Raw genomic sequence first — 21823 nt, forward strand, 5'->3', positions numbered from 1 at the left:
TGAACCTCCAATCGTTATTTGCCGTCCAGCCGGCCGGATTGGCGCAGGTAGGATTTATCCTTGAAGAACAGCATGACGATGATCGTCATCGCGTACGGGAACATCATCGTGAAATGCGTCGGCACCGAGAAGCCCTGCAGCCTCGTGCTGAGCGTATCGAGGAAACCGAACAGCAGGCTCGCGCCCATGACCCCGATCGGGTTGCTCTGGCCGAGCATCGTCGCCACGAGCGCGATGAAGCCGCGTCCGGCGGTCATGTTCTCGGTGAACAGCGTGACCTGACCGAGCGACAGCTGCGCGCCTGCCAGTCCGCACAGAATGCCCCCGAACAAGATCGCGCCGTATTGATAGCGACGTACGGGCAAGCCCAGGCTCTTGGCCGCGACCGGATTCTCGCCGACCGCCAGCAGACGGAAGCCCATGACCGTGCGGAACAGGAAATATTGCAGCACGGCGACGAGCAGGAACGCCAAGTACACGAGCGGCGTATGGCCGGACAGCAGCTCGCCGACTACCGGGATATCCTGCAGGAGCGGGATGTTCCACTGCGGGAGTCCGCTCATCTCGCTGTCCCGGAATTGCCCCTTCACGCCGAATATCGCGAACAGGCTGAACGCCGTCAGTCCCGTCGCCAGGAAATTGATCGCCGTGCCGACGACGATCGCGTTCGCCTGCAGTCCGATGCATAAGTAAGCGAATAATAGCGACAGTGCGCCTACGCAGAGGCAGGCGAACAAGACGCCGAGCAGGACGTTATCGAACCAATAATTGCCCAATATCGCGGTGAACGCCCCCGTTAACATCATGCCCTCGAGCGCCACGTTGAATATCCCGACCCTCGCGCACATCGCGCCCGCGAGCGCGGCGAGCAGCAGCGGCGCCACTTTCCATAACGTAGCGCTAAGGAGCGACCAATCAAGCAGCGTTTCCATCGGCACCCCTCGCTTTCCGGCGTTTCAGGAAGGAGAATGTCACCCTTGCCGAAACGAACAAGATCAAACTGGATTGAATGACGCTCGAAATCTCCAGCGGCACTTCGGTGTTGCGCTCCACGCCCATCGCGCCCGTCTGAAGCGCGGCGAGCAGGATCGCGGCGAGCGCCGAGCCGATTGGATTGGAGCCGGCGAGCAGCGTCGCCATAATCGCCGACCACGCATAGCCTGGCGACGTAATCATGTTGTCGATATACCGATATTGCGTGCCGAGCACCTCGAACGTGCCGGCTAGACCCGCGAGTGCGCCGCTGATCATCATGCTCGTCAGCATGAGCGAACCGCGCTTCACGCCGCCGAACGCCGCGAACAGCGGGTTGCTGCCCAGCATGCGAATTTCGTAGCCTTTGGACGTATAGGCCAGGAACCATGCCAGCAGCACCGCCGCGAGCACCGCGACGAGGAAGCCGGCGTGCAGCGTCATGCCCGCGAACAGCTTGGGCAGCCATGCGGCGCTGTCCAGCATCTCCGTCTGAGCGCCCCCGGTGCCGCCTTTCTCCTTCAGCGGGAAGGCGACCAAGTAACCCGCGGCATACATGGCGATGTAGTTCAGCAGCAGCGTCGTAATGAGCAAATTTAGCTTGAAGCGGGTATCCAGCCATCCCGCCAGCAGCGACCACAGTCCGCCGGCCAGCATGCCCGCGACCGCGGCGGCCAATATTTTGATGAGTCCGTTCCCCGGTACGTAAATCGCCGCAAGCGCCGCCGCCAACGCGCCCAGAATCATCTGTCCTTCGGCGCCGAGGTTGAAGAAGCCGGCCCGGAACGCGAGGGACACGCCGAGCGCCGCGAGTATAATAGGCGTCGCGCGGGTGAGCGTCGTCGTCGTGAAGTACATGCTGCCAAACGCGCCCTTCCACATCTCCGCGTAGGTGTGGACGACCGATCCGCCTACCGCCAAGATCGCGATCGCGCCAACGATCAGGCCGATCGCGATGGCCATGAGCGGCATGACCAGCGCCTGTGCGTATTTATTCCATCCGATGCGATTCATCGCGGCCACCTCCCGCCATCAGCATGCTGATTTTCTCCTCCGTCGCTTCATCGGCGGACAGCTCGCCGGCGATCTTCCCTTCGTACAGCACTAGAATCCGATCGGACAGCTTCAGAATCTCGGTGAGCTCGGACGATACGAGCAGGATCGCGCCCCGTTCTTCGCGCCGCTTCAGCAGCGCGTCATGAATCGTCTCCATGGCGCCGATGTCCACGCCGCGCGTGGGCTCAGCCGCGATAACGAAAGGCGTGCCGTGCGCCATCTCGCGGGCGACGATCAGCTTCTGCATGTTGCCGCCGGATAGATGCTTCGCCTTCGTATCGAGCGAGGCCGTCTTGACGTTGAACGATTTCACCCACTGCGACACCGTTTCGCGAATTTGAGTCTTGCGCAGAATGCCGCGTCGGCTGAGCGTTCCGATATGGCCCATTAGACCGTTGTCCGCCACGCTCTCTTCCTTGGCCGCTCCCCATAGGTATCGGTCCTCGGGAATGTGCGCGAGTCCCGCCCGCCGGAATTGATCCGCGTCCTTGTTCGTCACGTCCGTGCCGCCCAGCGTCACGCGACCGTCGTCGATCGGCCGCAAGCCCGATACCGCCTGCAGCAGCTCCGACTGCCCGTTGCCGGACACGCCCGCGACGCCGACGATCTCCCCGGCTCTGACCGCGAAGCTGACCTTGTCTAACAAAGGCTTGCCGCCCTTCGGACCGCGAACCGTTACGCGGTCGACCGTCAACACCGCTTCGCCGGCATTCGATGGCGTTCGTTCGAACGGCATCAGCTCCCGGCCGACCATCATCCGCGACAGCTCGGCCGCGTCGGTATCCGCCGCATTCACGGTGCCCGTCACTTTGCCGTCCCGCAGCACGGTTATTCGATCCGCCGTGCCCAGCACCTCATGCAGCTTATGGCTGATGAGGATGAAGCTGATGCCCTGCGCGGCCAGCCGCCGAATCGCCTGGAGCAGCCAATCCACCTCGAGCGGCGTGAGGGCGCCGGTCGGCTCGTCGAGGATGATCAGCTTCGCCCCCTGATTAAGCACCTTCAAGATCTCGATCCGCTGTTGCACCCCGACCGGACAATCGGCGACCTTCGCCAACGGGTCGACGGGCATGCCGTATTTCTCCGACAGCGCGCGCACGTGGTCGCAAGCCGCCTTCCGATCGAATTTCCCGCCCGCTTTCGGCTCGCGGCCGATGACGATATTCTCCGCCACGGTGAACGACGGGAACAGCATGAAATGCTGATGGACCATGCCGATCCCGGCTCGGATCGCGTCGGATGGCGCCGCGAACACGCGTGGTTCGCCTTGCATGCGGATCCTTCCTTCGGTCGGCTGCTCTTCCCCGTACAACATGCGCATGAGCGTCGACTTGCCCGCCCCGTTCTCGCCCACAAGCGCGTGCACCTCGCCTTCGCGCAGCGAGAAATCGACGCCGTCGTTCGCGGTCAGCGTGCCGTACCGCTTCGTAATGCCTTCCATCTGCAGCAGCATGCTCCAGCCTCTCCTCTCCAAGTCATTCTCGCCTTACGAATTCGAACCTGTCCGTCTCATCCTAAACCTTCTTATAGACGCGAGAAACCGGCTGCTGGTCGGCAACCGGTTCAGTACGCGTATTACGATCGATTATGGAGCTAGCGGGTTCTTGACCGTTACCGCGCCGGATACGATGTCGTCGCGGATTTTCTTCAGCTTGTCCACGTTCTCTTGTCCGATGAACGGGCTCAGCGGCGAAGTCGATTCCGCCGTGACGAACGTGATGCCGACGCCGTTTTCTTTCAGGCCGTAGCTGATCGATCCATAGGTGAAGTTGCCTGCCGCGAAATCTTTCGCCGTTTCGTACGTGACGGTATCGGTTTCTTTCAATTGGGACAAGACGACGTGCTCCGGATCCTCGCCTGTACGGTCGGTGTCTTGGCCGGCCGTGTAGAAGCCTTTCTCCTTCGCTGCTTCGAATACGCCGGAATCGCCGACCGCGGACATGCCCGCGACGAAGTCCGCGCCTTGCGATTGCTGGAGGAGTGCCAGTTCCTTCGCTTTGGCCGGATCCGTGAAGCTGCCGACGTAGTTCACGAGGAACTTGGCGTCGGGCTTGACCGATTTCAGGCCTTGCTCGAAGCCCGACGTGTATTTGCCGAGCAGCGGCACATCCATCGCGACTACCGCGCCGACCGTACCCGTCTTCGAGGACAGGCCGGCCGCAGCGCCAAGCAGATAAGCGGCTTCATGCTCGCGGAATTCGATGCTGCGCACGTTCGGCGCGTCCACGACCGTATCGATGATCGCGAACGGCTGGTCCGGATTCTCGGTCGCGACTTTCTTCAGCGCGTCGGCGGCGGAGAACGCCGCGGTGATGATCAGATCGTACTTCTCGGCAACCGCGGCGCGGAGATTCTGCTCCACCTGCGTCGGGTCGGCCGATTCGATGACCTTCGTCTCCAGATTGAACTCGGCAGCCGCCTTATCCAACCCTTCGACCATCTGGGTAAAGAACTGATTCACGCCGATCTTCTCCGGCGTGACGAGCACGACGCGCTTCTTCGCTTCGCCGCTATTCGCGGCTCCGTTCGCGCCCTCAGCCGCGTTGCCCGCATTGCCGGCGTTGCCCGCGTTGTTATTCGCGTTGCCGCCGCAAGCCGACAAGACTACGGTGAGCGCGAACAGCACGAGCGTCAAGATTGTCCATTTTTTCATGATGGTTCTTTGTTCTCCTCTCGTCTCTCTAAAGTTACTAATGTATACTAATTTAGTAGGAAATAAACGGGATGTCAATGCTGTTCACCTTTTTATTTGCTGAATTTTGCGTCAAATTGTAAAACTTTGTCGATTTAGTAATAGGTTTCACGAAAACAATAAAAAAACGCCGGCTTCCCTGGAAGCCGGCGTCCTTTTTAATGGAATAAACTGTGCATGCAATCGACGAACATTTTGTTATATTCCGTTCGCGTCAAATCCCGGCTGCACGCGATGTCGCGTCCGAGGAACTCGTACCACGTGATGACGGTGTTGTCCTTCTTGTAGAGGAATTTGCCGTTCGCAAGCGAGAACGTCTCGTTATCGACCGAAGGCACGTTGCCATAATCGAGCGTTTCTCCTCGTTTATCCGCGGCCATTTGCGCGAGCAAAATCAACATTTTGAACGGATCATCGAAAATTTCGTACTGCTGTTCCGCCACTAGCTCCACCCCTTCTCAACGGTTTCCTAAATCTTACTTCAATGCGCCCCCGACGCGAAACGGGAAAACGCAAAGTGATGATATTTTCGAAGAAAGTCAGGAGAATCATGAAGATTCCGCGGGGCGGCGGCAATTAGCCGGCTAGCGAGAAGCCTTCCTCCGCCAAATAAGCCTCCGCTTCCTCCAGCGTCTCGAACGCGGATTCCAGACTCAGACCCGAATAGACGTACCAGAGCTCGTCTTCGAATTTGAGCAGCAGCTTCTGCCCTTCCGCGTTCGTCCACGTCTGCTCCTTCGCCCGTTTGCGCTTGCGCTTAGCCGGCGGCTCCGGCTCCTCCTCGCGAATAGACAGCGACGCGATCGACTTCTCGATCCAGGAGCGGATCTCGTCCTCGCTCAAGTCGCGCATATTGAGGAATCCCTTATCGTCGACAGGCGCGCCTTCGACCAGCCCGGCATAGATGTAGCCGTTCCCGTTCCGGTGAAGGTGGAATACGACATTCTTCTTATCATATAAGCTGTCTTCAAATTGGAAATTAATGCGTCCGAGCGATACATCCTTGCGGACGAGTTCGCTGAATGAGGAGCAGATATCGAGTTTTTGTTCGAATGTAAGCATAAGAAGCCTCCGACGTGTCAAGTTATGGGCTGATTATAGCATGGCTTGCGCATGCGCACCAAACTTCAAGCGATGCCGATTCAGATAATCCGGTAACGCCGAACCCGCGCGACCCGCATATATTGCATGATAACGCGATACAATCGAAGGGAGTCGATCACCATGTTCACGCCGAATCCGGGTTCCTGGCCGGGCAGCAGCTGGACGATTCAGCAAAAAGCGATGGCGCTCGTCGGGAGGCCGGCCGGGTTGTCCATGCGTAACGGGCAAGGTATAGCAGGCGTGATTTGCGGCGTCCAAGGCGGAGAAGTGTACGTGATGCAATACTTGTATGCTCGTCAATTCGCGACGTTCCACTATCCGTTACAAGACGTAGCCGACATCCTGCCATTCCCTGGCTGCGGATAAGATGCTATAACGGAAAAACGACTGAAGGCATGCTTTGAACCTAGGAATTCCGTAGGTCGACCCTCGATAACGCTTGCAGCGGAATGATACATAATGTATCCTTGGAATGAGCCTATGTATCTATCTAATCCTCTATCCATCGGGCTATTCAAACCTACGCGAGGTGCTAACATGCTGCTCAATTGGACCGTCCGATTACCGATGCGGACGATGGCCCTGCTACTGATCGCATTCGGTTTCACCGATGCGCTGTTCACGGATATTGGACTGCGCATGCGATTCATCGAAGAACTCAATCCGCTGGTCAAAGCCGTCTATGAATGGAATGTATGGAGCTATTACGGCTGGAAGCTGGCCATCCCGTCCGTCCTCCTGCTGCTTCTCCCCCGCCTGCAGCGCAAACGCTGGCTTTGCGTCCTTCTCCTTCTTGCCACGATCGTGTACGCCGCGGTCAACGTCTACCATCTGCTTTGGGTTTCGCTCGCCATTTACGCCTTGTAACGAATCAAGCATGCTAGACAATCGTTTCGCCGAAAATAAGCGAAGAGCCCTGCCAATCGACAGGGCTCTTCTCGTGCTTCGGTTATTTTTCGGAACATTCGACGGATGCGCTTATTCGACAAGCTGCGCGGCGCTCGCGTTGGCGCGAACCTGCTCCGGATTTTTGCAGCCGGGGATCACCGCCGTCACGGCCGGATGCCGGAGGCACCAAGCCAGCGCCCATGCGGCCATATCGACGCCCGCTGGCACTTCTTCGCGCGCGATGCGCTCGACTTCGCGCAGTTTCTCCTCCGTCGCTGCCGCGTCGTGGCGATGCCGTACGTCGGTCGCGTCGAAGACGGCGCCCGGTTTGTATTTGCCGCTTAAGTAGCCGCTGGCAAGCGGAACACGCGCGAGCACGCCGAGATTCTGCCTTTGGCAGGAAGGGAACACTTCTCCCTCGGGCACGCGGTCGAGTCGATTATAGACGACTTGAATCGCCGCCGAACCGACCTTCGTCGATGCGTCGGTCTGATGAATATTCGCATTGCTGCCGATCGACGTGCCGAGGTGACGGATTTTGCCCGCTCTCACCTGCTCGTTCAACACATCCCACAGCTCCTCGTTATCGAAGACGGCATCGGGGCCGGAATGAAATTGGTACAGATCGATGTAATTCGTCTGAAGCGCCCGAAGCGACGCATCGAGCTGCTGAATGACGTCCGCCGCCGCGAATTTGTCCGTGCGGGTGAACCGTTCGTGGAATTGATGGCCGAATTTCGTCGCCACGATCCATTTGTCTCGTTGTCTGCGCGACAGATAGCTGCCGATGAACGACTCCGAGAGATGATCGCCGTAGCATTCCGCCGTGTCGATCAAGTTGATCCCCTGCTCGGCCGCCTCGTCCAGAATGGCGTCGACTTCGTCCTGCGTGAACTGCATGCCCCACTCGCCGCCGAATTGCCACGTACCGACGCCGATCACGGACACCGGCATCAAGGTTTTGCCAAGCGTACGATATTTCATTGGAAACTTCATCCTCTCTACACGGGTTTGTCCTTATTAAATACGATGCGGACAGGAGAAGTCAAAATTCCTTCATACCATTAACGATTCTCGCGGATAACGGCTTCGGCGACGAGCTGGCCCGAAGCGGCCACCATCGGCGTGCCGCCCCCCGGATGTGTCGTCCCGCCGACGAACCACAGACCGCGCAGCGACCCGCGGTTCGAGGGTCTCGAGAACGTCTGGGACGGCCGATTGGACGATATGCCATAGATCGCGCCGCGATATGCGGATGTATCCTCGGCCAGATCCGCCGGGGTGTATACCGATCGAAACTCGATATGTTCCCGCAAATTGGCAAGTCCGCACCTTTCCAGCCGATCGATCAGACGACCTGCGACCGCCTCTTGCCCATCCTGCCAGTCCCATTCCCCCGCAAGGTAGGGCGCATTGGCCAGAACGAACAGATTGCTCGATCCGGCGGGCGCAAGTCCCGCTTCGGAGCAGCTCGTATTGCAAATGTAGAGGGCAGGCTCCTGCGGCGGACGCTTATCCCGGAAGATCGCGTCGAATTCTTCGCCGTATCGCTCGGGGAAGAACACCGTGTGATGGCGCAGCAGCGAATACGTCCGCTTGACCCCGAGCAGCATCACAAATCCTGATAACGACGGCTCATAACGACGAATTCTCGCATTCGGCATGGCCGGCCGGTCCTTCGGGTCGATCAGGTCGCGGTTGACCGTCAGCACGTCCCCGTTCGCGATGATGATGTCGGCGGGCAGGAAGCCGATGGCCGAATCCACGCCCGCTACCCTGCCGTTCGAGGATACGATGCGATCGACTCGAACCGATACGCGAATATCGACGCCCAGCTCTAGTGCCAGCCGCTTCAATCCGTGGACAAGCGCAGAAGTGCCGCCTTGAATGCCGTACACGCCATGACGTTGTTCCGCATGCGCGAGCATCGCGAAGATCGCCGGCGCTTTCCCGGGATCGGAACCCACGTAGGTCGCATATCGGCCGAAGAGCGCTTTCGTATAAGGATGCCGAAAATAGCGGTTCAGCAAGCCGGCGTACGTTTGAAGCGGCCGCGCTTGGGCAAACGCGAGCGCCAGCGACGGCGACGCTTTGTCCCGCCAAGAAACAAGCAGCCGATTCAGGAAATGCCGCTCCGCAAGCCGATACAGCCTTTCGGATTCCTTCATGAACGAGCGATAATTTCGAGCGTCCTCCTCGCTGTAAACCGCGATTTGGGCTTCAATTGCCGCGGCATCCGTCGAGAAGTCTACGGTCGTGCCATCCGGAAAATAATGGCGGGTTCCTTCGGCGATCGGATAGAAGTTAACATAATCTTGTATATGTTTACCTGCCGATCGAAAGATCGATTCAAACCGATGAATCATCGTCATCGTGCTTGGTCCGCGATCAAACGTATAACCTTGCCCTTCGACCCGCTGAAGCTTCCCGCCAACCTCTTTCTGCTGCTCCAGCATCGTGACGGAATACCCGGCCGATGCCAATCGAATGGCCGCCGATAATCCGCCGATGCCCGCTCCGATGATGATGACGCGTCTTTTCACTCGTACCGCCGCCCTTTCCATGAATACCCTCTTCCCCTCGCCGCGTCCCGCCAGGAAGCGAAGGCGATCCCGATCAGCGCGGCGATGCCAAGCGGCAGGATCAGCGCGTGAGCGATTGGCTGCCTGCCTCTTCGGTCGACGACGAATTTGAGCGCCATGCCAAGCAGCGTTCCGGCGGCGGCACCGGATATCCAGTCCGCCCGATGAGCCAAGACGGCCCCTAACAGCGCTGAGGGAGGTATCAAATACAGCATGCCGTAGAGCAGCATCATCATGCTCAACAGCCAGCCGTTCCTTCCGGTCCCCGCGTAAATGTTCTTCCTGTATCCCGACCATACGGAAGCCCCGTCCGCGTACATCCGCATATAAACATAAGCGCTAATATCGAGCAGCGAGACGGGCAGCTTCGCCCTCTTGAACGCGCGCGCGAGCTGCATGTCGTCAACGAGATGGTCCGGATTGGCCGCATGCCCGCCCGCCTCGCGGTAGCTGTCGGCATGGACGAGCATGAAGGCGCCATGGGCGGCGGCGAATCTCGGATCGTCAGAGCCTCGCACGAGCTTGATCGGCAGATGGCAGGCGACCGTGAAATTCATGAGCGGCACGACGAGCCGCTCCATCCACGAGCGGGTCACTTGTCTGGGGAACCCGGTGATGAGCCCCCTCCGCTGGATGAGCGCGGTATCCATGGCGGCCGCCAGGGCGTCCTTCTCCAAGCGCGCATCGGCATCGAGGAACAGCCACCATTCGCCGCGGGCGACCTGCGCGAGTTGATGGCAGGCGAAGGCTTTGCCGGTCCAGCCGTCCGGCTTGGGCTTGCCCGCGATGACGCTCGCCCGCCCATCGTCCAGCGACGCCCGTCGGGCGACCGCGGCCGTGCCGTCCCGAGACCCGTCGTCCAAGACGATGCTCTCGACGAAAGGCGAACGCTCGGCCAAAACGGATTTTAGACAGTCGCCTATATTATCGGCTTCGTCCCGCGCGGGAATGAGGACGGAGAGCAGCGGAGCCGCTTCGCCCGGACCGCGCCGCTGCGAATCCGACAGATGCTTCCGCCCTTCCCCCGTCCCTCCCAGATATGGCAGTGACGATAGGTTCCAGAGCGCGAACAGCAGCTGAACCGCGACCAAGCCGGCTATGATCCAAAGAACGCCCGCCATCCGGACTTCAGCCTCCTTCTCCACGCTTCATATCGTCCGCTCGTCGAACGCCCGCTTCGCATGATGGGGACAAAGGCGCGCAAGTCGCCATCCGGCGCCGCGATGACTTCTTCCCGATGCATGTCCAACTGCGCTTGCACGGCGGTCCGCAGCAGCTCGGTCGCCGCCGCGCGACCCATCGTCCGCCAATCGCGTTCGATCGGCTGGCCGAACCAGAGCGATGCATCCGGCCGTTGGTTCAGCGCCATGGCGTAATACGCGGTCACCGGGATGACGACCGTCTCGCTCCTTCGTTCCAGCAGCAGGCCGATGCCTTCCCGGAATCGAATCGGCCGTTCTTCGGCGTGACGGATTTCGCCTTGCGGAAAGATCCACACCGGGTTCCCTTCGCCGAGCAGCCGGAGCGCGTAGCGGAACGTGGCGGCCATCGCGGCTGGCTCATCGCCGATCGAGAAGGCGCCTAACCTGCGGAAGAAGGCGAACGTCCTCAGCTGCTTCTCCTCCATCATGATGTAATGCGCGTGCTGCGAATAGCGGCGAACGGCATGGTAGACGAGCAAGCCGTCCCACCAGGAGCTGTGGTTCATGACGTAGAGTACGGGGCGTCCTTCAACGACGTCCGGCATGCCGCGCATCCGAAGGGAATGAAAATGTCGGCGCAGTAAGTAATGGTCGTTGTAGAGCGCGAATAGCCGTTTAAACCAGTCGCTGTTCGTTGCGCGCAGCATGCCGGAACGCTCCTTCCAAGCCGGCGATGCCCGCCAGCGCGATTGCGAATGCCGCAAGCAAGTCTTCGCGCAGGGCGAGCAGGCCGAACATCAGCAGCATCAGCTGCATGAGTCTCGCCGCTTCACGCCGGATATCCGTCGGTACGGGACGGAGCGGGTACAGCAGCGATGCAATGGCCGCGATGAGGAACCAGGCGGCGAAATTTTGAAGCGGCACGCCATGGAACGTCATGCCCGCCCCTTCCCGCCACAGCCAAAATTGTCGCGCATAGGCGACCGGATCAAGCACCAGGTCGAGCAGCACCGTCCAGCAGCCGGTCTCGACCGCCCTGCCCAGCCTGGTCGAGGAAGACGCGAGCAGGACGGCGATCGTCAATATGCCGACCCACGCAAGCGCGATCGTCAGCGGCACGCCGGCGAGGCGAACGCCGAGTACGGACGTGTAGGCATAGCCGCCGAACGGAAATCCGGTCACGACGCCGATTCGTTCGATGGCGAATGTCACGACGCCGACCGCCAGCGCCCTGCCGTACATTGCGCGCGGTCTCTTCTCCAGCTTGGCTTCGATGCTTAACGCGTAAGCCGTGAAGAAGACGAGAAAACATCCATTGGAAAAAGATAGCGCGGAAGGAACGCCCACCGTCAGCATGAGCGCGAGCCCCACCGCATACCAAACGAGGAAAACTGGCCGAAGCATGCTCATGAGACGGCATCGTTGTCGCGCGCGTCGGCGACCCCCGCATATTTGACTTTAAGACGGGCGAACATGCCCAGCATGGCGGACTTGCCGACGACAGCCCGGCGATGGAAGACCTGATAGCGGTTCACGCGGACTTCGTCTAGTATGCCGCGATAATAAGCGGCCGCCAGCTCGATCGCGAATGCGCTCGAAGCCGGATAGCTCTCCAGCCGCGATAGACCGAGCAAGAACCAGTGGTCCGCAAGCGCAGTCAACTCCCGGATGATCGCCCGGAACTCGTCGTTGATTATCCGCGCCTGGAACTCTTCCTCGCTGTAGCCGTGCCGGGCGAGCAGCGACGCGGGGACGTAGCGCCGGCCGCGGTTCATGTCTTCGCCGATGTCGCGCACGATATTCACGATTTGCATCGCTTGGCCCAAGTAGATGCCGGCCGCCGTCACCTCGGGGCCGGGTTGGTCGTGCAGGACGGGAAGCAGCATCTCGCCGACCGTACCCGCCACGAGATAGCAGTAGCGTTCGAGCTCCTCCATCGTCGAATAATGTGTTAACGACAAGTCGAGCCGCTGCCCCTCCATCTGGCGATAGAACGGCTCTTTGGTCAGCGGGAACGCGGCGAACAGCCACCGCAGCGCCGGCCATATGTAATGCCCGCTTGCACGGTCTAATTCCTGCAAATGCCGCTCCAGCTCATCCAAACGATACGGCGACTTCCAAGGCTCGTCGATGGAATCGTCGATCATCCGGCAGAACGCGTAGATGACGTAGACCGCTTCGCGGCGCGGGCTGGGCAGATAACGGAAAGCGTGGTAGAAACTTTTGGACCCTCGCGCGATCGCTGCCTCGCAGCTGGATAAACATGCGGCAAGCTCCATAATTAGGCCATCTCCTTTACGATATGATTCACGAGCAGCCGGGCGCCCTGCATGACGATCGGCACCCCGCCGCCCGGATGCGTCGAAGCCCCGACCGCGTATAGGTTGGCGACGGGCAGCGGCGACAGCTGCGGCCGGAACACCGCCGATTGCGTGAGTAGCGGCGAGATGCCGAAGCTGCCGCCGCCATATAACCCATCGGCCTCGGCATCGTGCGGCGTGCGGACCTTCATCCAGCGCACGGCGGCGCGCAGTCCGGGGAACCCCCGACGCTCCGCTTCTTCCAGAACCCGCTCCGCAAGCGGTCCCGCCTCGCTCTCCCAATCGACGCGATCCGAAGACGGCACCGGCACGAGCATATACATCGCGCTCTCCCCTTCCGGCGCGGACGAATCGTCGATGGCTCCCGGATAGAAGCAGTAGAACGACGGCTCATCCGGCACGCGTCCTTCGAGAAATACTTGCCGCAGCGTTTCGTTCAGCCGCGGTGGCAGGAAGAATTGATGAACGGAAGCCTCCGGCCAGCGCTTGTCGAGCCCTAAGTAGATGAGCAAGCAGCCGGAGGAAGGCTCATATTGCTTGACGAACTTCCTTGCTTGTGCGGGCAGCAGCCCCGAGATGCTGGGATAGTCGCCATTGAAGACGACGGCATCATAAAGGACTTCCTCCCCTTGCACCCGAACGCCGCGGCAGACACCGCCGACCGTCAAGAGCTCCTCGACCTCGGCGTTCAGCCGGACGCGAACGCCGCGTTCGGTCAGCTCGCGCGCCAATAGATCGGCAAGTCCCGCGTAGCCTCCTTTTAAGTACCACACGCCATACGCATGTTCCGCATACGGGATAAGCGAATACAGCCCCGGCGTACGGAACGGCGCCCCGCCGATATACAAGGTTTGCAGCGAGAAGGCGTCGATCAGCCGATCGTCGCGGAAATAACTTGCCGCCAGCCTCCGCACGCTCTTGAACGCTTGCAGCCGGGCTAGCAGTCTCAAATTGCGAATGCGGAAGAAATCGCGCTTGCGCAGGAATGGCCGGTCTAGAAAGGCCGGCTTGCCCTGCTCGTATACCTGCGCCATATCCGACATGTAACGCTCGAAGCCGGCCGCCTCGCCGGGAAATTGCCGTTCCAGCTCCTCGATTTGACTCGCCTTGTTATGATATTTGTGCAAAATCGTGCCATCGGCATAATGAATGCGGTATAAAGGTTCGCAGATGCTTAGCGGAATGCGGCTGCGGTCGATTCCGGCCTCTTCCAGGATGGAAAGCAGCAGCTCCGGCAGCAGGACGATTGTCGGTCCCTGGTCGATTCGATAACCGCCTCCTTCCTCGTAAGCCAGCCGGCCGCCCAGCTTGGCGCTGCGTTCGTAGATCGTGACGTTCATACCCTGTCTGCTCAGCAGTAGCGCCGCGGTCATGCCGCCGACGCCGCCGCCGACGATCGCAATATCCATTTGAAGCGACCTCCTCTATGAATGGCGGGTCGCGCGAAAGAAGCTTCTGCGCGAATTACGGTCTTGTTCCATGAGCAATTCCGCCGAGATGCGAGCGGATGAGAAAATGGTAGGCAGCCCGCTGCCCGGGTGCGTCCCGCCGCCGACGAGCCAGCAGTTGCCGACGTCCTCGAAGCGGTTGTGGGGGCGCAGCAGCATCATTTGATCGAGCGTATGGGCCAAATTGAATGTCGCGCCCAAGAATACGTCGTGATCGTCGCGCCATTGCTGCGGCGAGATGACCGCCTCGGTCTCGATGCTCGCGCGGATGCCTTTTAGCTCCGGCTCCAACTCCATCCGGTCCAGCATGGCTTCGCGCACGATCGCGCTTTGTTCCGCCCAATCTATATCCGCGGTCAAATTCGGGACGGGCATGAGCGCATACAAGGCGGTCTTGCCTGCCGGCGCGAGCGTCGGATCGTGCAGCCCCGGATTGTGGATATAAATAGAGGCGTCCTTCGATAATACGCGGCTGTTCATGATGTCGTGGACGTTGGCGCGATAGTCGCCTGCGAACAGCACGTTGTGATGTGGCATGTCGATCTTCCTGTCGAGCCCGAGGTAAAGCATGTAGGTCGAACAGGAATATTTCATCTTCGCGACGCGCGCCGGCTTGTGCTTCTTCAGGTCGGACGGGTCGAACAGCCGATGCACGGCCGTGGCGAAATCCGCGTTCACGACGACATGATCCGCCTCGATGCGCTCGCCGTCCTCCAGCAGAAGTCCAGCCGCCGTGCCGTTCTTGACGATCACTTGCGCCACGCCGCGCCCCAGCTCTACCCTGCCGCCGTATTCCTCCATGACGCGCCGCATCGCTTCGCACACCTGGTTCACGCCGCCGATGGGATGATAGAGTCCGTAGCGGTGCTCCAGATAAGACAAAATCGTGAACGTGCCGGGGCATTCCCAAGGAGACATCCCCAAGTACTTGGCTTGAAACGTAAACGCATACTTTAACCGTTCGTCGTTGAAGTAGCGGGACAACCGGTTGTATACGCTATCGACGGCGTTCAATCGCGGCAAAGCAGCGAATATGTCGCTGCGGACATAGTCGCGGATTTTGCCGAAAGGCCGCATAAGCAGCGGGGAGACGCGTTCGAACTTCAGACCTTCCTCTCGCATGAAGCGCCGATAGCCGGCGCCATTGCCCGGGAACAAACGCTCGATCTCCGCTTCGGTGCGGTCCATATCCGTAGAAGGCGTAAATTCGAGTTCGCCGAACTTCAGCCGATACAGGGGGTCCAGCTCAACGAGATCGACGTAGTCGCGCAGCGAACGCCCGACGGATTCGAACAGCTCCTCGAGCAGCGACGGATACATCAGGAACGTCGGTCCCCGGTCGAACGCGTAGTCGCCGAGCTGCATGCGCGACGTCCTCCCGCCCACGTAGGATTGCTTCTCGTATACGGTCACCCGGTAACCTTGACCGGCGAGCAGCATGCCGGCCGCCAAGCCGCCGGGTCCCGCGCCTATGATTGCCACATGACCTTGTTTCACGGGTAACCTCCTAAGATTGCATATAACGCCATTTCCTTTTATCAACCTTAAAGTAGATTTTTAAAGCGTAATTTAAAGCGCAGCATGTTCGCTCCCCCCATCATTCGTTCTTTCGGCCCCGGGGAAGCGCGAATCGCTCCGCTTGGATAGCATGCGTACAACGCGCCCGTAATGCTTACATCCATTCGCAATACGCGGTCATCGGCATACACCTATGCACTATCTATACATTAACTATACACATACTCTACAAAACGTCAATTCTTTCCTCAAAACCTTCACATTCTAAACCAAAAAAAACTAAGCGGATGTTCCCCCGCTTAGCCTTCTCGCCTTCGTCCCTATTCGTCTATTGTCTTCCCGATCGGTACATCAGAAGCGCCATCTCCAAGCAAATCCGTCGATCCGGCTCAAAGAAATCTTCGCCCAAAATCTCCGTCAGCTTGCCGAGCCGGTGATACAGCGTCTGCCGGTGAATAAAGAGCCGGTTCGACGTATCCTGCTTGGAGCCCGCGCACTTGAAATAGGCGTCCAGCGTGTCGATGAGTTGGAAGCTGTTATCCTTGTCGTGCGCGATCAGCGCGCCAAGATGCGCGTCGATGAACGAGCGGTGAACTGCGGGGTCCGGTATCGCTTTCAACAGCTGATAGATGCCGAGCCGTTCGTAGAACAGGACGCCCGCCATGGCAGGCACGTCCCGGGACACCTCGAGCGTTTGCCTTGCTTCTCGGATGCCGTGGTACGACTCGGTCAGCAGCGAGCGAAACCGTCCGAACCCCGCGCGAAGGACGATTCGCTCCGGCTGGCTGCCCGCAAAATCGTCCAGCTCGCCGCGCAGCCGCAGCAGCGCTTTCTCCAGCCCTCTGGCCGAATCCGCGTTGATTTTCTCCTTGGCGATCAGCACGTGGATCCGATTCTCCTGCGCGGCCAACAGGCCGTACAATCCCTGCTTCTTCAACAGCGCCCGCAGCAGCACGATGAAATCCTGATAATCCGATTCCTTCTGCTCCTGCACGACCTCCTGCTCGGCATAGGCAATCTCGAATATGCCGCCGGCGAACCAATACGACTCCTTGCCCCGGACGCGGAGCCCGATTCGGGTGCGCGCTTCATCCTCGTCCTCGACCCGGCGTTCCATGATATCGAGTACGAGCTGGTTCTGGTCGCGCTGTATCTTCTCCTCCTTGAACAACGTCCTCAGCAGCATCGTGCCGATCGATTGCGATGCGTAGTCCAACATGACGACCGTCGTATCGCCGGGCTCATGGCGGCGCGGCTGCAGGACGCCAATGTAGGCAAGCGTCTGATCGAAACAAACGATCGGATGAAGCATGACGTTCAGCTCGTGATCGAGCCGCAGCACGGCCGGTTCGCCGCTGTTGTTCTCCCCTTCCGCATAGGGCTTCATCGCGGCCGCGATCGCATGCGACAGCTCGGGCGCGGCCTTCGGGTAGAACCGGTTCGCCTCCACGAAGGAGATATACGCGACTTGTTTGTTCGTAAACTCGTGCAGCAGCCGAAGCACGGCGGATATATCGGTCGTGGCGAGCGTCAGCTTCTGGAATCTGCGCGAGAACTGCTCCAGACTCTTGAGCAGTTGATGCTGCTGGTTAATCAGCAGACCGTGGATGTCCTGCGTGATCGTTACGAACCGAACCGGCTCCGCGAAGACGATCAGCGGGAAGTCATGACGTTCGCAATACTCGACGATCGCCTCCGGGATCTCCGTTATGCTCGTGCCTAGTTCAATGCAAAGGCCGGAGGCTTCCTGACGGATTAACTGCTCCAAATACGTCAACCCGCCTTTCGCCTCTTTCATCCACAGACCGGTCGAGAGGATGAGATCATCCTTGCTGACGTAAGGCGCCACGTTCGTAATTTCTAAAATATGCACCCATTTGACGAACCGGTTGAGGCCGTTCCGCCCGGCCGCCAGCCTCGCCGCTTTGAAGACCGGCCGTCGCAGCAAGTCTTGAATGCTAACCGCGGTGTTTTTCGACATCTCATCACCCTGACATTTTTATAAAGGATATTGTTCGTCACTATGTATGATCCAGACGGCCCAGATCGCCCATCTTACTTCTTAATAGTATACAAGATGTACAGCGCGGGCATTATCCATTTCGTCCTTAAATTGGGCCAAACGTTAGACAGATCGTATGATGTAACGTTCCCTGACACGCGATACGATGAAAGCAATCAAACATTGAGGTGATCGAACATGAGGATCGGGCTTCCGAAAGAAATCAAAAACAACGAAAATCGCGTCGCTTTGACGCCTGCCGGGGCGGCTGAATTCATCCGCCGCCAACATACGGTCACCGTCGAACGCAATGCCGGCTTGGAGAGCGGCTTCACGAACGAACAATACGCCGCGGCCGGCGCGACGATCGCCGAGACGGCGGCAGAAGTATGGCAGCAGGCGGACATGATCATGAAGGTGAAGGAGCCAATCGCTAGCGAATACGGTTATTTCCGCGAAGGTCTCATCCTCTTCACCTACCTGCACTTAGCGGCCGACGCCGCGCTGACGAAGGCGCTCGTCGAATCCGGCGTGACGGCGATCGCCTATGAAACCGTCGAAGTAAGCGGCACGCTGCCGCTGCTCACGCCGATGAGCGAAGTAGCCGGCCGGATGGCGGTTCAGATCGGCGCCCAGCTGCTCGAGCGGCCGAAAGGCGGCAAAGGCATCTTGCTCTCCGGCATTACCGGCGTGGCCCGCGGCAACGTGACGATTATCGGCGGCGGCGTGGTCGGCACGAATGCGGCGAGCATCGCGATCGGTCTTGGCGCGAACGTCACCATTCTGGACACCAACGTGAACCGGCTCCGCCAGTTGGAGGAAATCTTCGGCCGCGGCATCCAGACGCTCGTCTCGACGCCGGCGAATATCGCGCAATCGGTGCAGCAAGCTGATTTGCTCGTCTGCGCCGTCCTCATCCCCGGCGCGAAGGCTCCGACGCTCGTGCCGGAAGCCGTCGTCAAGGCGATGAGGCCGGGTTCGGTCATCGTGGACGTCGCCATCGACCAAGGCGGCATCGTCGAGACGATCGACCGCATCACGACGCACGACTCGCCGACCTACGAGATGCATGGCGTCATCCATTATGCTGTTGCCAATATGCCGGGGGCGGTCCCGCAAACCTCGACGATGGGTCTGACGAACGCGACGCTTCCTTACGCGCTGCAAATCGCCGACCAAGGCGCCTTTGCCGCGATCGCCTCGAATCCTGCCATTCGCAGCGGCGTGAATGTGCTCAGCGGCTCGATCACGTATGAAGCGGTCGCGTCGGCGCTCGGCTATCCGCACGTCGCCGTCGCATCCGCGCTGGAAGCCGCACGCGTCAAAGCTTAACCGCAGGCAGGCCGATTGTGCTATAATAGGCGGTAAATGCTTTTGGGAAGGAGCACCGCCATGTTGTCTGCACACGAAGCGATCACGAAGCACGTATCCGCGCAGAACCGCCATCTCGTCGCGTTCGCAGAGCTCGATGAGCTGCGCGAGCAAGCGATCGACCGCGCGCTCAAGCTCGCGAAGGAAGGTCTGCCGTTCTCGGTCGACGAGATCAACGCGATCACCTCCCGCATCAACGCGCATGCCAAGAACGGCATCTCTCCAACGCGCGTATTCGTGACGGAAGAGATGGTCCGCGCACACGCGGCCAAATCATAAGCGCTTCGAATCAAGATCCCCGGGCGTGCCTTCACAGGCGGCGTTCGGGGATTTGTCAAGCCGCTTAGGATCGAGATACGGGAACGAGGGAACCGCGATGACCAACGATTTATCCTACACGACTGAAGAAATCGCCAAGCTGTTGAAGATCTCGAAGCTGACGGTTTACGACCTCATCAAAAAAGGCGACTTACCCGCGTATCGGGTCGGCAAGCAGATGCGCGTGGATGCCTCCGACCTGGAGCGCTACAAGCAGCGAAGCAAAGGACTTGCGCATGGCAGTCCGGAATCGCTCGCCGGATCCGCCCGTCGCGAGCCGCCGCCATCTCCCGCCTCGCAGCATGCACATAGCGCAGGCGGCGGAAGATTGGTCATCACCGGTCAGGATGTGAGTCTCGATATCCTGGCCAAGCATATCGAGAAACAAGTCCCGGGCGTGCGTCCGCTTCGGGAATACGTCGGCAGTCTGGACAGCCTCATCGCCATGTACCGGGGAGAAAGCGACATCGTAAGCACCCACCTGCTCGATGGCGATACCGGCCTATATAACTTGCCTTATATCCGCAAGCTGCTCGTCGGACAGCCGCTCCTCGTCATCCATCTGCTCGCACGCCCTGCGGGATTATATGTCCAACCGGGGAACCCGCTGGGATTAAGCGAATGGCGCGACCTTGGCCGACCGGACATCAGGCTCGCCAATCGGGAGCAAGGCTCGGGCGCCCGGGTGCTGCTGGACGAGCAGCTCCGGCTCCACGGCATCGCGTCAAGTGCGATTGCCGGTTATGACCAAGCGGAGGACAGTCATCTCGCCGTTGCCGCCAAGGTGGCGTCGGGGGAAGCGAACGTCGGTGTCGGCATCGCGAAGGCGGCGGCCATCGTCGGCGGCGTCGAGTTCATTCCGCTGATCGAGGAGCAGTACGATCTGGTCATGCTGAAGAAGCCCGAGAACGAAGCGTGGGTGCAAGCCGTCGTGAAGCTGCTGCGCTCCGATGCCCTCCGACATGAGCTGCGCGCGATCCAAGGCTATGATTTCTCGCGAACGGGCGAGATCCTCTACGAATATTAGCACGCCGAAAAGCCCATCGAATTCGCCGAACGTCTAACGTTCAGCGGTTCAATGGGCTTTCCCTATTCGTCGGGCGTTACGGCGCCGCGGGCAGCCGGACGAAATCCGAAAGATGCGAAGAGCTCTTGCGCTTCGGCCGATTGAAGGAACCGGTAGAACATAGCCGCTTCATCCGGATGCTCCGATTCGGCTAACAGCGCGGCCGGATACACGATCGGCGAATGCAGGCTTCCGTCGACGCGCAGCGCGACGACCGATAGCTGCGAAGTCGCGGCATCGGTCGCATAGACGAGCGCGGCGTCCGCATTGCCTGTCTCCGCGTATGTGAGCGCTTGGCGGACGTCCTTCGCGAAGACAAGCCGATCCGCCACGTCATTCCAGATTCCCTCCGCGGCCAGCGCCTCCTTCGCGTAATGCCCGGCCGGCACGGTCTCGGGTTGGCCGATCGCAATAACGCGATAGTCATCCTGCGTGATATCGCTTAACTTCTTCATCGGCTGCGTGACGCCGTCCTCCTTCGGCACGACGACGACCAATTCGTTGGCGAGCAGCGTGACGCTTTCCTTAATGAGCGACTGCTCCCGCAGCGCTTCGATCTGCCGCAGGCTAGCCGATACGTACAGATCCACCGGGGCGCCCTGCTCGATCTGCTTCTGCAGCGCCCCGGACGATCCGTAGTTGAACGTCAGCCGAATATGCGGATGATCGTCCTCGAAGCGTGCTTTCACCGCTTCAAGTCCCTCTTTCAAGCTCGCGGCCGCCGACACGACAAGCTCCGTGGCGCCGTCGCGCGCCCCCGCTGCACCGGAGCCTTCTCGCATCGCGAAGTACGTGACCGCTGCCGCGACAAGGATGCCCGCGGCAAGCGCGAACAGCAGACGGCGATTGCGCTTCGAGCCCCCGCTCACGCCGCGTCCTCCGAAGCTGCCGGGACCTCGTCCGGACGCAGCAGCCGGCGAACTTTCATGAAGCTGCCGATCCGCCATACGAACAGATACGTTAAGGCCAGCACCATGGCGAGCACGGTGAATACCGTTTGATCGAGCGTGCGGAAATATTCCGACAGGGCAACCCGGACGACGATGATGCCGAGCAGCACATATTTGAAATTTTTGTTCGATTTCGGATAGATGAGACCGTCCTCCCGCTTCTCGTACGCGGTCTGGACTAGCATGACAACGCCGAACGCAAGCCCTAGCGCCATCGCGATGGCGAGCTCCCAGTACGCCGGCAGATGGAACGGCCTTCCTGGGACGTGGCGAAGCTGATAGAGCGTGAAAGTAAACAGAATCGGGACGATCGCGACGGGAAGCAGAATCCAAAGACCGCCTCTAGTGACGGGTTTGTTGGTGCGGTTGAACCATTTCATAGCTGCGTCTACC

At 59.8% G+C, this 21823-nt stretch carries 22 protein-coding genes; 5 read left to right on the forward strand and 17 right to left on the reverse strand.

Going from position 1 to position 21823, the window contains the following annotated elements; genetic code table 11:
* Window positions 1-14: 14 nt before the first annotated feature.
* The 6 genes from ACFSKT_RS03205 to ACFSKT_RS03230 form a co-directional block, all read right to left on the reverse strand.
* Window positions 15-932 carry an ABC transporter permease gene (locus tag ACFSKT_RS03205; RefSeq protein WP_377720353.1) on the reverse strand — a complete coding sequence of 306 codons (918 nt, stop codon included), beginning with the start codon at window positions 930-932 and terminating at the stop codon, window positions 15-17.
* The gene (locus tag ACFSKT_RS03210) at window positions 916-1986 is read right to left on the reverse strand and encodes an ABC transporter permease (protein ID WP_377720354.1); all 1071 of its coding nucleotides are present in this window, start codon (window positions 1984-1986) and stop codon (window positions 916-918) included. Before ACFSKT_RS03210 ends, ACFSKT_RS03205 begins: the two co-directional genes overlap by 17 nt.
* Window positions 1964-3481, reverse strand: a complete 1518-nt coding sequence (locus ACFSKT_RS03215; protein WP_377720355.1) for an ABC transporter ATP-binding protein — start codon at window positions 3479-3481, stop codon at window positions 1964-1966. Before ACFSKT_RS03215 ends, ACFSKT_RS03210 begins: the two co-directional genes overlap by 23 nt.
* 132 nt (window positions 3482-3613) lie before the next feature.
* A complete protein-coding gene (locus ACFSKT_RS03220; RefSeq protein WP_377720356.1) occupies window positions 3614-4681 on the reverse strand; it encodes a BMP family lipoprotein in 1068 nt (355 codons plus the stop codon).
* 197 nt (window positions 4682-4878) lie between these two features.
* A complete protein-coding gene (locus ACFSKT_RS03225) occupies window positions 4879-5163 on the reverse strand; it encodes a hypothetical protein (protein ID WP_377776301.1) in 285 nt (94 codons plus the stop codon).
* A gap of 133 nt (window positions 5164-5296) precedes the next feature.
* Entirely contained in the window at window positions 5297-5782 is a 486-nt protein-coding gene (locus tag ACFSKT_RS03230; RefSeq protein WP_377720358.1) for a hypothetical protein, read from the reverse strand.
* Window positions 5783-5944: 162 nt separating this feature from the next.
* Here ACFSKT_RS03230 and ACFSKT_RS03235 point away from each other — a divergent pair, with 162 nt between their 5' ends.
* Window positions 5945-6190, forward strand: coding sequence for a hypothetical protein (locus tag ACFSKT_RS03235; protein ID WP_377720359.1), 246 nt, complete (start codon window positions 5945-5947; stop codon window positions 6188-6190).
* A 171-nt stretch (window positions 6191-6361) separates the two neighbouring features.
* Complete coding sequence (locus tag ACFSKT_RS03240; RefSeq protein WP_377720360.1) at window positions 6362-6691, forward strand: DUF5658 family protein; 330 nt, start codon at window positions 6362-6364, stop codon at window positions 6689-6691.
* Between the two features lie 111 nt (window positions 6692-6802).
* Here ACFSKT_RS03240 and ACFSKT_RS03245 read toward each other — a convergent pair whose 3' ends face one another.
* From ACFSKT_RS03245 to ACFSKT_RS03285, 9 genes are all read right to left on the reverse strand, one after another.
* On the reverse strand, window positions 6803-7696 hold the full coding sequence (locus ACFSKT_RS03245; protein ID WP_377720361.1) for an aldo/keto reductase: 894 nt from the start codon (window positions 7694-7696) through the stop codon (window positions 6803-6805).
* 80 nt (window positions 7697-7776) lie between these two features.
* Window positions 7777-9255 (reverse strand): phytoene desaturase family protein, encoded by a 1479-nt coding sequence (locus tag ACFSKT_RS03250; RefSeq protein WP_377720362.1) that lies wholly within the window; start codon window positions 9253-9255, stop codon window positions 7777-7779.
* On the reverse strand, window positions 9252-10415 hold the full coding sequence (locus tag ACFSKT_RS03255; protein WP_377720363.1) for a glycosyltransferase family 2 protein: 1164 nt from the start codon (window positions 10413-10415) through the stop codon (window positions 9252-9254). Before ACFSKT_RS03255 ends, ACFSKT_RS03250 begins: the two co-directional genes overlap by 4 nt.
* Window positions 10391-11143, reverse strand: coding sequence for a lysophospholipid acyltransferase family protein (locus tag ACFSKT_RS03260; protein WP_377720364.1), 753 nt, complete (start codon window positions 11141-11143; stop codon window positions 10391-10393). Before ACFSKT_RS03260 ends, ACFSKT_RS03255 begins: the two co-directional genes overlap by 25 nt.
* The gene (locus ACFSKT_RS03265; protein WP_377720365.1) at window positions 11112-11846 is read right to left on the reverse strand and encodes a carotenoid biosynthesis protein; all 735 of its coding nucleotides are present in this window, start codon (window positions 11844-11846) and stop codon (window positions 11112-11114) included. The genes ACFSKT_RS03260 and ACFSKT_RS03265 overlap by 32 nt, the downstream gene beginning before the upstream one ends.
* A complete protein-coding gene (locus ACFSKT_RS03270; protein ID WP_377720366.1) occupies window positions 11843-12715 on the reverse strand; it encodes a phytoene/squalene synthase family protein in 873 nt (290 codons plus the stop codon). Before ACFSKT_RS03270 ends, ACFSKT_RS03265 begins: the two co-directional genes overlap by 4 nt.
* 2 nt (window positions 12716-12717) lie before the next feature.
* Window positions 12718-14166, reverse strand: a complete 1449-nt coding sequence (locus tag ACFSKT_RS03275; RefSeq protein ID WP_377720367.1) for a phytoene desaturase family protein — start codon at window positions 14164-14166, stop codon at window positions 12718-12720.
* Between the two features lie 15 nt (window positions 14167-14181).
* Window positions 14182-15702 (reverse strand): phytoene desaturase family protein, encoded by a 1521-nt coding sequence (locus ACFSKT_RS03280; protein ID WP_377720368.1) that lies wholly within the window; start codon window positions 15700-15702, stop codon window positions 14182-14184.
* Window positions 15703-16051: 349 nt separating this feature from the next.
* Window positions 16052-17704: a PucR family transcriptional regulator gene (locus ACFSKT_RS03285; protein ID WP_377720369.1), complete on the reverse strand. Its 1653-nt coding sequence runs from the start codon at window positions 17702-17704 to the stop codon at window positions 16052-16054.
* A gap of 219 nt (window positions 17705-17923) precedes the next feature.
* On the opposite strand from ACFSKT_RS03285, the gene ald reads away from it, so the two are divergent.
* The 3 genes from ald (at window position 17924) to ACFSKT_RS03300 (ending at window position 20441) form a co-directional block, all read left to right on the forward strand.
* On the forward strand, window positions 17924-19057 hold the full coding sequence (ald, locus tag ACFSKT_RS03290) for an alanine dehydrogenase (protein ID WP_377720370.1): 1134 nt from the start codon (window positions 17924-17926) through the stop codon (window positions 19055-19057).
* A 60-nt stretch (window positions 19058-19117) separates the two neighbouring features.
* Entirely contained in the window at window positions 19118-19375 is a 258-nt protein-coding gene (locus tag ACFSKT_RS03295) for a DUF2533 family protein (protein WP_377720371.1), read from the forward strand.
* Between the two features lie 97 nt (window positions 19376-19472).
* Window positions 19473-20441, forward strand: a complete 969-nt coding sequence (locus tag ACFSKT_RS03300; RefSeq protein ID WP_377720372.1) for a substrate-binding domain-containing protein — start codon at window positions 19473-19475, stop codon at window positions 20439-20441.
* 62 nt (window positions 20442-20503) lie between these two features.
* Here ACFSKT_RS03300 and modA read toward each other — a convergent pair whose 3' ends face one another.
* Complete coding sequence (modA, locus tag ACFSKT_RS03305) at window positions 20504-21349, reverse strand: molybdate ABC transporter substrate-binding protein (protein ID WP_377720373.1); 846 nt, start codon at window positions 21347-21349, stop codon at window positions 20504-20506.
* Entirely contained in the window at window positions 21346-21810 is a 465-nt protein-coding gene (locus ACFSKT_RS03310; RefSeq protein WP_377720374.1) for a CcdC protein domain-containing protein, read from the reverse strand. The genes modA and ACFSKT_RS03310 overlap by 4 nt, the downstream gene beginning before the upstream one ends.
* Between the last annotated feature and the right edge of the window lie 13 nt (window positions 21811-21823).

Source organism: Paenibacillus xanthanilyticus, from assembly GCF_042682185.1.
Lineage (GTDB): Bacteria > Bacillota > Bacilli > Paenibacillales > Paenibacillaceae > Paenibacillus_Z > Paenibacillus_Z xanthanilyticus.